The organism is Hydrogenophaga laconesensis, from assembly GCF_031457235.1.
In the GTDB taxonomy this organism is placed as follows: Bacteria; Pseudomonadota; Gammaproteobacteria; order Burkholderiales; family Burkholderiaceae_C; genus Hydrogenophaga; species Hydrogenophaga laconesensis.
In genome coordinates, this window is record NZ_JAVDWE010000004.1 from 274,428 (window position 1) to 286,740 (window position 12,313).

11 protein-coding genes are annotated in these 12,313 nt (G+C 67.7%); 3 read left to right on the forward strand and 8 right to left on the reverse strand.

Annotation, left to right across the window (positions count from 1 at the left end):
- Window positions 1-139 precede the first annotated feature (139 nt).
- The 6 genes from J2X09_RS09930 to J2X09_RS09955 all read right to left on the reverse strand — a co-directional run bounded on the left by J2X09_RS09930 (window position 140) and on the right by J2X09_RS09955 (window position 6,083).
- On the reverse strand, window positions 140-1,495 hold the full coding sequence (locus tag J2X09_RS09930) for an enolase-like domain-containing protein (RefSeq protein ID WP_204733048.1): 1,356 nt from the start codon (window positions 1,493-1,495) through the stop codon (window positions 140-142).
- A complete protein-coding gene (locus J2X09_RS09935) occupies window positions 1,492-2,322 on the reverse strand; it encodes a sugar phosphate isomerase/epimerase family protein (RefSeq protein ID WP_204733047.1) in 831 nt (276 codons plus the stop codon). Before J2X09_RS09935 ends, J2X09_RS09930 begins: the two co-directional genes overlap by 4 nt.
- Window positions 2,319-3,818: a tripartite tricarboxylate transporter permease gene (locus J2X09_RS09940; RefSeq protein ID WP_204733046.1), complete on the reverse strand. Its 1,500-nt coding sequence runs from the start codon at window positions 3,816-3,818 to the stop codon at window positions 2,319-2,321. Before J2X09_RS09940 ends, J2X09_RS09935 begins: the two co-directional genes overlap by 4 nt.
- Window positions 3,819-3,827: 9 nt before the next feature.
- Window positions 3,828-4,325 (reverse strand): tripartite tricarboxylate transporter TctB family protein, encoded by a 498-nt coding sequence (locus J2X09_RS09945; RefSeq protein WP_204733045.1) that lies wholly within the window; start codon window positions 4,323-4,325, stop codon window positions 3,828-3,830.
- Between the two features lie 21 nt (window positions 4,326-4,346).
- Window positions 4,347-5,354 carry a Bug family tripartite tricarboxylate transporter substrate binding protein gene (locus J2X09_RS09950; RefSeq protein ID WP_204733044.1) on the reverse strand — a complete coding sequence of 336 codons (1,008 nt, stop codon included), beginning with the start codon at window positions 5,352-5,354 and terminating at the stop codon, window positions 4,347-4,349.
- Window positions 5,355-5,432: 78 nt separating this feature from the next.
- Window positions 5,433-6,083: a TetR/AcrR family transcriptional regulator gene (locus tag J2X09_RS09955; protein WP_204733043.1), complete on the reverse strand. Its 651-nt coding sequence runs from the start codon at window positions 6,081-6,083 to the stop codon at window positions 5,433-5,435.
- A 35-nt stretch (window positions 6,084-6,118) separates the two neighbouring features.
- Here J2X09_RS09955 and J2X09_RS09960 point away from each other — a divergent pair, with 35 nt between their 5' ends.
- The 3 genes from J2X09_RS09960 (at window position 6,119) to J2X09_RS09970 (ending at window position 9,269) form a co-directional block, all read left to right on the forward strand.
- The gene (locus J2X09_RS09960) at window positions 6,119-7,822 is read left to right on the forward strand and encodes a thiamine pyrophosphate-binding protein (RefSeq protein ID WP_204733042.1); all 1,704 of its coding nucleotides are present in this window, start codon (window positions 6,119-6,121) and stop codon (window positions 7,820-7,822) included.
- 161 nt (window positions 7,823-7,983) lie between these two features.
- Window positions 7,984-8,607, forward strand: a complete 624-nt coding sequence (locus tag J2X09_RS09965; protein ID WP_204733041.1) for a helix-turn-helix transcriptional regulator — start codon at window positions 7,984-7,986, stop codon at window positions 8,605-8,607.
- A gap of 11 nt (window positions 8,608-8,618) precedes the next feature.
- Window positions 8,619-9,269, forward strand: a complete 651-nt coding sequence (locus J2X09_RS09970; protein WP_204733040.1) for a Crp/Fnr family transcriptional regulator — start codon at window positions 8,619-8,621, stop codon at window positions 9,267-9,269.
- Between the two features lie 6 nt (window positions 9,270-9,275).
- Here the strand turns inward: J2X09_RS09970 and J2X09_RS09975 are convergent, their stop codons facing one another.
- Both J2X09_RS09975 and J2X09_RS09980 read right to left on the reverse strand, forming a co-directional pair.
- Window positions 9,276-11,207 carry a S8/S53 family peptidase gene (locus tag J2X09_RS09975; protein WP_204733039.1) on the reverse strand — a complete coding sequence of 644 codons (1,932 nt, stop codon included), beginning with the start codon at window positions 11,205-11,207 and terminating at the stop codon, window positions 9,276-9,278.
- The gene (locus tag J2X09_RS09980; RefSeq protein ID WP_204733038.1) at window positions 11,204-12,298 is read right to left on the reverse strand and encodes a phosphatase PAP2 family protein; all 1,095 of its coding nucleotides are present in this window, start codon (window positions 12,296-12,298) and stop codon (window positions 11,204-11,206) included. Before J2X09_RS09980 ends, J2X09_RS09975 begins: the two co-directional genes overlap by 4 nt.
- Window positions 12,299-12,313 lie beyond the last annotated feature (15 nt).

Genomic DNA, 12,313 nt, shown 5'->3' on the forward strand with positions numbered 1-12,313 from the left:
TGGGGACTGCAAGCGACGACTGCAGGGCTGTTGTTAAGGGTTTTCCCCATGATTTCGGGTGAAGCGGGCGACGGCTTGGGCGCTCGCAGCGCGACCTGGCTTGTGGTGCTGGCCAATTTTGTTAACTGAATGGTGAATTTCAGTTGATCGCTTGCAAACTCCGCCACTGCGGCGCTGCCGCGCTCGCGAAACCGGGCACGTGCAGCGAGCTCAGATCCAGCTGGCCGTGGTGCACCGCGAGGTGCGGCCGCCCGGCGCTGATCTCGTAGAAGCCGGCGTGGGCCGTGGCGAAGGCCTGGGCTTCTTCGGCGGGCGCGGTGCCGAAGCCGTCCACGTAGTGGTGGCCATTGCGCTCGATGTGCCGCACCCCCAGGCTGGCGGCGAGCAGCGTGTCCTGCTGCACTGCCAGGCCGGCCTGGCAGGTGAGGTCTTCGCCCGAGAGCAGCAGGCGTGGGTCCTGCGCGATGCGGTGGGCGTTGCGCAGCGAGCGGTAGATGCCCTTGCAGGCCTTGCTGGAGATGCCGTGGTAGCCGAGTGCCAGGCCTTCGTCGAGCGCGCCGGCGTGGTCGTCGGACTCGTCCAGGATCACCGGCACGCCGATGCCCAGTGAGGCGATGGATTCGCTCAGCGTCACCGTGCGCGCCAACGGCTGTTCCAGCAGCAGCGTGCGGCGCAGCAGGTCGGCCAGCGCGGGCGTGGTGCGCAGCGTCTGCCAGAAGCGGCCCAGGCTGGTCGCGTCGGTGAAGGTTTCGTTGCCGTCAAGCGTCACGCGGTAGTCGCTGCTCCGGCGTTGCAACACCTCGGCGATGCGGGTCAGGCGCTCCACATCGGCCTCGATCTGGCCGCAGAGTTTGAGTTTGAAGTGGTGCAGGCCGTGGCGCTGGATGGCGGCTTCCAGCGTCGCGGGCAGGCCGTCCTGCGGGTCGGCACCTGCGTCGCTTTCCACCAGCCGGTCGGCCAGGCCCACGGTGTGGCGCAGCACGACCTGCGCAGGCCGTTGGACGTCGAGCCGCGTGCTCCAGGGATCGCCCAGCAGGCCCGCACGGAGGCCGTCCACCCAGGTGTGTCCGGCAGCGCGCAGGGCGGCGTCGGCGATGGCTTTGTCCAGCAGGGCCGGGCCGAACTGCGCGGCCAGACGCGGCAGGCCGCGCGCGACGGATACCCCGATGGCCGCTTCACCCGCTTCGTGCGAGAACGCGTAGGGGCTGAGCGAGCCGCGCACGGCAAGGACGGATTCGCGCGCGTTGCGCAGCGACTCGCGCAACTGTTCGAAATTCTGCTCGTGCGTGAGCGCGGGTGACTTGTCGAACCACTTCGGCACCATCAGCTCGGCGCTGGCGCCTTCGACGCGGCGCCCGTCGACTTCCGCCAGCACACGGACGAAGGCCTGCGGGCATTGCGTGACGGTGGCCGCACCGAAGCGGAAGGGCAGGCGGAGTGTGACGTGGCGCTGATGGAGTTGCACCTCGTGCACGCGCAGGGGCACACCGGTCATGAAAGCTTCCTCCAGAGATCAATCACATGCCGTGCCGAGGAGCGGGCGCAGCCCGGCCCGTCGGGCACGTATTCAAAGGGTTCCACCGCCAGCCAGCCGGGGTAGGCGAGGTCTTTCAGCGCCTGGAGAACGGGCCTCTGGTCGGTGTCGCCCTGGCCCGGGCCACGGCGGTTCCGGTCGTTGAGCTGCACGTGTGCGATGTGCCCGCTGGCCAGAAACCGGCGCAGCACCTCGTGCACGGGCTCGGTCTCGCTGTGCGATGCCGCGCTCACGTCCAGCATGGTGCGCAGGGCGGGTGAGCCGATGCGGTCCACCATCGCGGCGGCGTCGGCCACCGTGTTCACCACGCTGGTTTCGAACCGGCCCAGCGGCTCGATGCAATACACCACACCGGCGGCCTCCGCATGCGGGGCGAGCTCGGCCATGGCGGCCTCGAAGCGCAGGCTGGCGTCGGCCACCGTCTGGCCGGCCTGTGGCGAGCGCTGCCGGGGCGAGCCGTGCACCAGCACGCGCGCACCGCAGGCGGCGGTGAAGTCGATCAGGCGGCGCAACAGGTCCAGCGTGCGCCGCCGCAGCGCCGCATCGCCGTTGACGAGCGACAGCCCATCGGGTTTGACCAGCAGCCAGTGCAGGCTGGAAATCGCCAGGCCCTGGCTGTGCGCCGTGGCGCGCACACGGTGTGCGGCGGCGGTGTCCAGCGTCTCGGGTTCGTCCGTCAGCGTGAAGGGCGCGATCTCCAGCGCCTCGTACCCCATGCGCGCGGCGGCCTCGCACTGGGAGGCCAGCGGCATGGGCTGCAGCACCTCGTTGCACAACGAGAGCTTCATGCCGGCGCCTTGCTCAGCGGCTTTCGGCCATACACGGCCCAGAGCTTCCAGGCGATGGTGACGAAGATGACGGCGGCCACGGTGCCGGCGATGGGGCGCGTGAAGAAGGGTGAGAGATCGCCGTCGGACAGGATGAGTGCGCGGCGCAGGTTCTTCTCCAGCAGGTCGCCGAGCACGATGCCCAGCACCAGCGGTGCCATGGGGTAGCCGTAGTGCCGAAGAAAGAAGCCGATCAGGCCGAAGGCCAGCATCACATACACGTCGAACAGCCGCCCGGCGATGGCGAAGCTGCCCACCGCGCAGAGCACGAAGACGATGGGCGTGATGAGGTGCTGGGGCACGCGAAGCACCTGCACCAGCGCCTTGGTGAGCACCAGCCCGAAGATCAGGATGCCGATGGTGGCGAACAGCATCATGGTCACCACGTCGTACACGAAGCTGGGGTTCTCCACCATGATCAGCGGGCCGGGCTTGACGCCGTGGATGATCATCGCGGCCATCAGCACGGCAGCGGGGGCCGATCCGGGGATGGCCAGCGTGAGCACGGGAATGACCGCACCGGGCACACAGGCGTTGTCGCCGGTCTCGGCGGCCATCAGGCCTTCCACCGAGCCCTTGCCGAACTTTTCCTTTTCCTTGCTTGCGCGCTTGGCGGCGGCGTAGGACGACCAGGCCGCCACGTCTTCGCCCACGCCGGGCACGATGCCCACGCCCGTGCCGATGAGGCCCGAGCGCAGGATGGTGCGCCAGTACTGCATCACGTCCCGCACTTTGGGAATCACCGTGTCGAAGGGGCTGATCTTCACTGGAGGCTGGCGGTCGCGCATGGCGGTGAGCAGCTCGGCGAAACCGAAGGCGCCCACCAGCGCGGGCACCAGCTGGATGCCCCCGGCCAGATCGCGCACGCCCCAGGCGAAGCGCTCGTAACCGTACTGCGGCTCCTGCCCGATGGTGGCGATGAACAGGCCGGCGATGCCTGCAATCCAGCCCTTGAGCGGGTCGTCGCCTGTGAGCGTGCCGGCGATGATGACGCCGAAGAGCGCAAGCCAGAAGAATTCGTACGCACCGAACTTGAGTGCCATGTTGCCCAGCACCGGCGTGAGCGTGGCGAGGAAGAACATGCCGATCAGCGTGCCCATTACCGAGCCGGTGGTGGCAATGCCCATGGCGCGGCCTGCCATACCCTGACGCGCGAGTGTGTAACCGTCGAGGCACGAGGCGGCCGAGGCCGGCGTGCCCGGGATGTTCAGCAGGATCGCCGAACGCGAGCCGCCGTAGATCGAACCGACGTAGGTGCAGATCAGGATCAGCAACGCCTGGCTGGGCGGCAGCTTGAGTGTGAGCGTGGTTACCAGCGCCAGCGACATGGTCGCGGTGAGACCGGGCAGCGCGCCAATGACCACACCGACCAGCGAGGCCAGCAGGGCGTAGGCGATCGTCTCGGGCGCGGCGAAGCGCCCGATCGACTGCCCGAACATGATCAGTCCATCAAACATACAGATTGCTTAGGGAAGGCGGACGAGAAAGACTTGCTGAAAGAGCAGCGTGACGACGGCCGAGGTGAGAACGCCGGCCAGCATCGCCACCGCGGCTCGGCGCATCGGGGTCGAGCCGGGGGGCATGAAGATCGCCACGAAAGCCGCGACGAACAGGGCCGTCACCAGCCAGAAAGGCGCGCGTCCGATCAGCAGGCCGGCATAGACCAGCGTGAGCAGCATCGTCGTGACGATGCGGCGGTTCAGCAGCGGCTCGACAGCCTCCGCCCCGGGCACTGGGGTTTCGCTGCCGCGCCGTACCCAGCCGCGCAGCATCAGCACCAGGCCGAGCAACGCGACGAGGCCGCCGATCATTCCGGGCACAAAACCCGGCATCGTGTAGAGCTCCGCGCCCATGGACTCGAAGCGCTCCATGCGCACGGAGCCGATCACGATCGCCAGGCCGAACACCACCCAGCCCGCTCCACCGATGAGGTCGGAGCGGGCGGTCTTTCCACCCTCACTCATGTTGTGTTCCGTGTGTGAAGGTCAGGGCTTGGGAATGCCCACGGTGTCGGGCGACACCTTGGCCTTGCCGGCCGCCTGCTGCGTCCAGGCGTAGGACTGGATGGCCGGGAACACGGCCTTCTGCGCTTCATCACCCGACATGGGGGCGAACATGGCGCCGCGCGACTGCGCGTACTTCTTCAGCGCATCGCTCTTCACCATCTCCGTGCTCCAGATGCGGTTGAGCGTCTGCGCCACTTCCGGCGGTGCGGCCTTGGGCACGAAGATGCCGAAGTAGTTGATCGGGTCCTTGAAGCCGGGGATGAACTGCGACAGCGGCGGGATGGTGCCGTAGCCTTCGATCTCGATCGACTTGTCACCCACCACCGCGAGGGGACGGATGCGCTTGGCGCGGATCATGTCGGTCTGCTCGGCCGCGAGTTGCGTCGTCACTTCCGTCTCGCCGGAGGCGGCCGCCACGGCGGCCGGCGCGCCACCGTCGTAGGTGACGTGCTTGTAGGTGACGCCGGCCGCGCGCGAGAGCGCCTCGATCGCCGAGTGGCCGCTGGAATTCACGCCCGCCGTGGCCACGGAGACCGCACCCGGTTTGGCCTTCATCGCGGCCAGCAGTTCGTTCATGTTCTTGTACGGCGCGTCCGCGTTGACGCCCACCACAGCGATGTGCGCGACGTTCAGGTAGAGGTTCCAGTCCGCGGCGGACGTGTCGAGCATGCCCAGCACCTTGTAGGTACCCAAGTCCTTCGCGCCACCGGCGGTCCAGGTGTAGCCGTCTGCCGGGGCGGCCATCGCGTTCTTGGTGCCCACCGAGCCCGACGCGCCGGGCTGGTTCATCACGACGATCTTCTGGCCGAGGTGTTTCTCCAGCTCGGCGGCGGTCACGCGGCTGACCTGATCGGTGGAGCCGCCGGGGGCCCACGGCACGATCAGCGTGATCGGGCGGTCGGGTTTCCACTGGGCCAGGGCGCTGGCCGATGCGGCGGCCAGCAAGGAGGTGATCAACAGGTGGCGAAGGGGCAGGGCGGTCTTCATGCGTTGTCTCCAGGGGTTTAATTCACCGAGCGGTTAATAGTAGAAACCGCCCCCTGCGACGTCAAGCCGCCAGCCGCCTCAGCTCATCAGGACATACCCTAGGATCACGTCGCACATGTGCGAGAGCCGCTCGTTGTGGGCCTTGGGCGTCATGAGGTCGCGCTCGAAGATCGCCGACAGCGTGTGGTTGTTCGACAGGTAGAAGTAGGACAGCCCGGCGATCGACACGTAGAGCTGCAGCGGGTCGATGCCGCCCCGGAAGGTGCCTTCGGCCCGGCCGCGCTCGATGATCTCGGCGAGCGTGGCGATGAGCGGGGAGTTGAGCTGGCGTGCCCGCTCGGACTGGGCCAGGTGCCGCGCGCGGTGCAGGTTGGCGCTGTTGAGCAGGGTGAGGAATTCGGGATGCTCCAGGTAGTAGTTCCAGGTGAACTCGACCAGGCGGCGCAGCGCGGTCTCGGGCTTGAGGTGCAGCAGGTTGAGCTGCTGTTCTTCGGCGCGGATGTCGCGGTAGGCCTGTTCCAGCACGGCCTGGAACAGGCGTTCCTTGTCCTCGAAGTAGTAGTAGATGAGGCGCTTGTTGAGGCCCGCGCGCTCGGCGATGCGGTCCATGCGAGCGCCGCCCAGGCCGTGCTCGGAGAACTCGTCCCGGGCCGCGATCAGAATGGTATTCTGCGAGCGGTCGGCGTCTCTCAGGCGCTCTTCTGCTGCCGGTGTGGGTGGGGTGCTCATGCCGAGATAATTCTCCAATTGGTTAATAAAGTCAAATGACCCGGATCGCTGGCCACCTGCTTGTCGAATGCCTCATTGTCCAGGGTGTGACCCATGCCTTCGGTGTGCCGGGCGAAAGTTATCTCGCGGTGCTCGACGGCTTTCACGCGCACGCCGACCGCATCCGTTTCATCACCAACCGGCAGGAGGGCGGCGCGGCCTTCATGGCGGAAGCCCAGGGCAAGCTCACGGGCCGGCCTGGCGTGTGTTTCGTGACGCGTGGACCCGGTGCCACCAACGCCTCCATCGGCCTGCACACCGCCTTCCAGGATTCCACACCCATGGTGCTGTTCGTGGGTGACGTCGCCAGCGATGCGCGCGACCGCGAGGCCTTCCAGGAGGTCGACTACGCGGCGTTCTTCGGCCCCTCCACCAAGGGCATGGCCAAGCGCGTGGAACGCATCGACGATGCGCGCCGCATTCCCGAGTACGTGGCGCGTGCCTTTGCCACGGCCATGAACGGACGTCCCGGTCCGGTGGTGCTGGTGTTGCCCGAAGACATGCTCACGCAGACGGTGGAGGCCGAGCCGCTGCCGCGTGTGGAGCCCGTTCAGGCCTGGAGCGACCCGGGTGCGTTGCGTGAACTGCGGACGCTGCTGCTGGCCAGCCAGCGCCCGCTGGTGATCGCCGGTGGTGGTGGCTGGACGCCGCAGTCCGCCTCGGCCTTGCAGCGCTTTGCCGAGAACTGGCAACTGCCCGTGGCGAACGCGTTCCGCTTCCAGGACACCTTCGACAACCACCACGCCCTGTACGCGGGCGACGTGGGCCTGGGCATCAACCCCGCACTGGCGCGCCGCATACGCGAGAGCGACCTGCTGATCGCCATCGGCCCGCGCCTGGGCGAGGCCACCACGGGTGGCTACACGCTGGTGCAAGCGCCGGTGCCGGCGCAGAAGCTGGTGCACATCCACGCCAGCGCCGAGGAACTGGGCCGCGTGTACCAGCCCACGCTGGCGATTCACGCCACCATGAACGCCGCCGCGCGCAGCCTGGAGGTGCTGACCGCACCGCCCTCCGTGCCGTGGAGCGACTGGGCACTCGCGTGTCACGCCGACTACACGGAAAACCTCGACGCCGCCAACGGCGGCATCACACTGCCCGGCACCATCGACATGCCGGCGATCATTCACACGCTGCAGCAGCACCTGCCCGCCGATGCCGTGCTGACTAACGGTGCGGGCAATTTCGCGAGCTGGCTGCACCGCTTCTTCCGGTACCACGGCCTGACGAAGGGCCACAAGACCCAGCTCGCACCCACCAACGGCGCCATGGGTTACGGCGTGCCGGCGGGCATCGGAGCGGCCATCCTCACCGGGCGCACCGCCTTCACCATCGCGGGCGATGGCGATTTCCTCATGAACGGCCAGGAGCTGGCCACCGCCGCGCAGCATGGCGCCAGGAGCATCGTGCTGCTGCTCAATAACGGCAGCTTCGGCACCATCCGCATGCACCAGGAGCGCGAGTACCCGGCCAACGTCAGCGGCTCGGCGCTCGCCAACCCCGACTTCTGTGCGCTGGCCCGCGCCTATGGCTACGCGGCCGAGCGCATCACCCACACGGCCGAGTTCGAACCGGCGCTGCGGCGCGCGCTGGCCGCACCGGTGGGCACCGTGATCGAGGTGATGCTCGATGTGGATGTGATCACCACCCGCGGCACGCTGAGCGCCATTCGCCAGAACGCCCAGCGCAAGACGGCGTGAATACATCACAAAAGCGGCGGCACCTGCACACACCCTGACGGCGGGGCCCCTGCCTAGACTGGACCTATCCATCACAGGGGTATGTCATGTGGCAGGCAACGGACTCGGTTTGGAACGGCGGCATCGACAGGGCGGGGGCTCTGGGCATGCGCCCGCCTGACATGGACTCGCAACACCTCCTGCGGGTGTTCGACGAGATCGACTACGGCATGCTCATCATCGATGCGCAGGGCCACATCCTGCACGCCAACCACCTGGCGCGCCATGAGCTGGCCAACGGCCGCGTCATCATGTCGTACGGCAACAACCTGCTCGGCAGCAACGCCGGCTTCACCTCGCAGATCCAGCAGGCCATGGAGTCGTCCTTCCGCGGACAGCGCCGGCTGCTGATGCTGGTCGAGGGCGAGAAGGAGTTGTCGCTGGCCTTCACGCCTCTGAGCCACCCGCTCGAAACGGATGCGCCTTCGGTGCTGGTGCTGATGTCGCGCCAGAGCACGAGCGACAACCTGGCCGTGCGCATGTTCGCCCGCTCGCTGAACCTGAGCCCGAGCGAAGAGTCTGTCCTCATGGGGCTGTGCCGGGGGCTCCAGATCGCGGACATCGCCGAACAGCACGGGGTGGCGGAATCCACCGTGCGCAGCCAGATCAAGACCCTGCGCGAGAAGGCCGGGGCACCCAGCATCCGCCGCTTGCTGCACAGGATCAACAGCCTGCCGCCGGTGGTCCCTGCCTTGCGCATCATCACGCCCATGCCTCACAATGCCACGGAGTTTTCCCACCCGTGACGTGAGCCTGGATGCCTGCCCCTACCGTTTCTTTCGTTTCACCCCCCAACACCCACCACGTCGAAGCGCTCGCGGCCCTTGGCGTACCGCGCAAGTACCGCCGGGGGGCCCTGCTGATCCAGGAAGGCGAAACCGGCGACACGCTTTACATCGTGCTGCAGGGTCGCCTGCGCGCGTTTGTTGCTGACAACCACGGCCGTGAGCTCACGCTGGGCATGTATGGCCCCCTCGAGTACGTGGGCGAGATGTCGCTCGACGGTGGGCCGCGTTCAGCCAATGTGGAGGCCGCCGAGGGAAGCACGTGCTCGGTGGTGTCGCGCGCCACGCTGCTGGACTACATCGCTGCCCACCCCGAATTTGCCCTGGAACTCATGTCGCGGCTCATCCGCCGGGCCCGCCTGGCCACCGACAGCGCGCGCAGCGTGGCGCTGATCGACGTGTATGGGCGTCTCGTGCGCCTGCTCAACGAGCTGGCGCGGCAGCCGGACGAGAACGGCGAGCGCCCGCTGAAGGAGCGCCTCACCCACCAGCAGATGTCGCAGCACCTCGCCTGTTCGCGCGAGATGGTCAGCCGCCTGCTGAAAGACCTGGAGACCGGCGGCTACATCGACGTGCGCGACCGCTGGATCGTGCTGCGCAAGCCGTTGCCAGCCCGCTGGTGAGCACGGTCAGAGGTCGTTGACCATGGCCCGCGCCTGAAGCGGCGCCGCCGAGCTGGTGCCGGCCAGGCGCACCACACTGCCGCTGCGGCTGCCCGCGCCGAGCACACCCCACAGTGCGGGGTTGTCATCGCAAGGCTCCAGGGTTTCAGGCACCTTTTTCACGCCTGGCCGCTGGGGCCGGCTCGCATCGGGGTCTGGCTTGCGGGGTGAGTAGAGCGCAAAGTGCCCACCCGCCGACGGATGCGCGCGCAAGCCTCCCACGCTCACCGTGTTGCGGCCCGTGGAAAGGCTGTTGAACGTTCCACTGCGCCGGATGGGCGTGGGGTTGCTGGCGTGGTCCACGAAGGAGCCCAGGTTGCCGCTGGTGTCGTAGAGCACGTCTTCCAGGTAGGACTGCCGCGCGCCGGTGTTCTGGCCGATGGCGACGTCGTCGCGCTCGATGTAGGCGTCGAACAGCGTCGGTGTCGCGCCCGTGTTGTGCAGGACGACCTTCCAGGTGCCGAACGGGCCAGTCGTCACCGACTTCCGGCGGCTGAAGGTCGGGGCCAGCGCCAGCAGGGCACAGGTGCCATTGCTGCCCAGCGCGGTCGTGCTGGGGTAGATCAGACCACACAGGGGTGAGCCTTCCGCGTCGACCCAGACGCCGCCCTGGCCCATGGACATGGGAGGCAGCGGCTGTGCGTGGCCGGGCGGTGCCACGCTGATCTGCACGCCCTGCGCGCCTGCGGGCAACCAGAGTTCGAGGTAGCTCTCGGTGCGGTCGTCGGGTTGTACGCGCCAGTGCAGGGTCACCGAACCGCTGGGAGGCAATGTGGCGTTGGCGTGTGTGCGGCTCTGGTAGGCATTGCCGGCGGGCACGGCGATCTGCAGGCGGCCGCCGAGCAGGGCGATGAGCTGGTCCATCGCCGCTTCCAGCACCGAGGTGCCGTCGTGCGGGCCGGCCAGCGTGCCCCAGCTGATGTTCACCACGACCTGCGCGCTCGGCGCGCAGCGCGCCAGGATGTACATCAGCCCGTCGAGCACGCTCACGTTCATCGCGCCGCCCGAGGTGTCGAGCACGTTCGACCAGTCGAGCTGCACGGCCACCAGGTCGCAGCGGCTGGCCTCGTCGTCCATGGGGTGCAGCAGGTTGCCCTTGCCGCAGGCCAGGCTCATCACGTGCGTGCCGTGGTTGACGGGGCGGGTCAGATCCCAGAACTGCAGGTGTTCGTAGAGCGCGTCTTCGTCTACCTGGCCGTGGCGCGTGTAGGTGGCCATCGCTGCGTCGATGTCCGCACCCGAGAGCTCGTGGCCGTAGCCCATGTCGTGTGGCGTCGGGCCGGCGCGGGCGGGGTCCAGCGGCACGCAGTGGTGCGGCTGGTTGCCGGGCCAGTTGCCATTGACGGTGTCGTCCTGGCGCCAGAAGTGCTTCACACGGGTGTGGCCATGTGCGTCGAGGAACTGATCATTTGCGAAAGCCAGGCCGCCATCGATCAGGCCCAGCACCTTGCCGTCGAGCAGGCCGGGCGCAGGGGTGGGCACGCTGTCGGGCGTACACGGATCGACCAGCGCGTGAGCGTGGTGGCCCACCGGCAAGCCGAGTTCGAACCGGAGGATCAGGCTGCGCAGGTGGGGGTTGTTGCGCCACTGGTCGAAGAACCGCTTCTTCACCCGCGCGGTGCAGAAGCGCAGACCGGGCACGTCCAGGTACACGCGAGGAATCTGCAGCCACGCGGTGGAGGAGGCGGCCACCAGGGTCGGCACATCGGCCTCGGCGGTGAGCTCGATCACGATCGGCAGCCACTTGGGCGGCCTCTTGCCGCGGCCGAAGTGGTAGCCCGCGAAGCGATCGGCCTCCGCCCAGATCAGGTAGGGGTCTTCGTTGTCGATGGCGCCTGGGGCATTCCAGTCGATGCCGGTGAACTCACCGGTGGGCAATGGTTGCCAGGCCGCGCTCATTGCCACTCCTTGAGCGCTTCCTCCCAAAGCCAGTTCAGCAGCGGCGCATTGCCCACCGCCGTGGACGTGGCCGAGCGCGTGTAGGCGTTGCCGCTGGTGTGGTCCATCGACTGGTTCAGGCTGAAGTCCAGCGGTTCGCCGTTGGGGCCTTCGAACAGACGGCCGTCGAAGCCGCGTTCGTGAACACGTGTGCCGGTGGCGCGTGCCACCAGGAATTCAGCCAGCGCCGTGCCGAGCAAACGGCCGGCAGCGCTGTCCACCGGGTAGTGCACGCCGGCGACCACGCGGTTGGTGGCGATGCGCGCGGCCAGCCGCTGCAGTTGTTCACGGGCCAGCGTGCCATTGGGTGGAGAACCTGTACCCGGTACAGCATCCAGCAAGGCCTCAAGAAGCGTGGCCACCGCGAAGGCCTCCGTGGCGTGGCCACTGGGCCAGCTGCCATGCCCCGGGGTCTCGATCATGGGCTGGATCTGCGGCGAGAACGCCACCGGGCGGATGCTGGCGAAGATCTGCTTGAAGCGCATTTCCACCAGCACGCTCAAGGAAAACACCAGATCGATCAGTTGCAGGGTCTTCTTGTGGCGGTGAGCCGTGAGCCCGAGCAGGGACGACCAGAACGCGATCGGCGGGATTTTCTGGTCGACGATCTCGATCGCACGGTCGGCGCGCAGGTCTGCGTAGGAAGCGACCAGGTCGAGCTGCTTCTTGAATTGCGCCTTGGAGGGCGCGCGCATGCGCACCAGCGGCTTGCGCTGGATGGTGCTGGCCTGGAGATTGGCGAACTCGAGTGTGGCGTCCTTCGGGCCGCTACGGGTCTTGAAGAGGAGGCCTTCGACCAACTGGGAGAAGCAGGCTTCGTGGCGTGGGCCTTCGGCCCAGAGGGCCAGGTTGGCCGAGTTATCGAAAGGGGGTTCGGTGACGTGCAGCACCGCGCCATTGAAGGGGCCGACGATGGCAGCCCGGCTGAGTATCAGCGCATCCGCCGAGACCACCGCATTGGCCGACGCGCCGCCGCTGGCTCCTCCGCTCGCCCCTCCGCTGGCGCCCCCACTCGCTCCTCCACTCGCGCCCCCACTGGCTCCTCCGCTCATGTCGATTCTCCTGTT

Bases quoted from the DNA above. Each gene is read 5' to 3' on its own strand.
- J2X09_RS09950 (WP_204733044.1), bottom strand. From the start codon at position 5,354: ATGAAGACCGCCCTGCCCCTTCGCCACCTGTTGATCACCTCCTTGCTG.
- J2X09_RS09945 (WP_204733045.1), bottom strand. From the start codon at position 4,325: ATGAGTGAGGGTGGAAAGACCGCCCGCTCCGACCTCATCGGTGGAGCG.
- J2X09_RS09960 (WP_204733042.1), top strand. From the start codon at position 6,119: ATGACCCGGATCGCTGGCCACCTGCTTGTCGAATGCCTCATTGTCCAG.
- J2X09_RS09980 (WP_204733038.1), bottom strand. From the start codon at position 12,298: ATGAGCGGAGGAGCCAGTGGGGGCGCGAGTGGAGGAGCGAGTGGGGGC.
- J2X09_RS09975 (WP_204733039.1), bottom strand. From the start codon at position 11,207: ATGAGCGCGGCCTGGCAACCATTGCCCACCGGTGAGTTCACCGGCATC.
- J2X09_RS09965 (WP_204733041.1), top strand. From the start codon at position 7,984: ATGGACTCGCAACACCTCCTGCGGGTGTTCGACGAGATCGACTACGGC.
- J2X09_RS09955 (WP_204733043.1), bottom strand. From the start codon at position 6,083: ATGAGCACCCCACCCACACCGGCAGCAGAAGAGCGCCTGAGAGACGCC.
- J2X09_RS09940 (WP_204733046.1), bottom strand. From the start codon at position 3,818: ATGTTTGATGGACTGATCATGTTCGGGCAGTCGATCGGGCGCTTCGCC.
- J2X09_RS09930 (WP_204733048.1), bottom strand. From the start codon at position 1,495: ATGACCGGTGTGCCCCTGCGCGTGCACGAGGTGCAACTCCATCAGCGC.
- J2X09_RS09935 (WP_204733047.1), bottom strand. From the start codon at position 2,322: ATGAAGCTCTCGTTGTGCAACGAGGTGCTGCAGCCCATGCCGCTGGCC.
- J2X09_RS09970 (WP_204733040.1), top strand. From the start codon at position 8,619: ATGCCTGCCCCTACCGTTTCTTTCGTTTCACCCCCCAACACCCACCAC.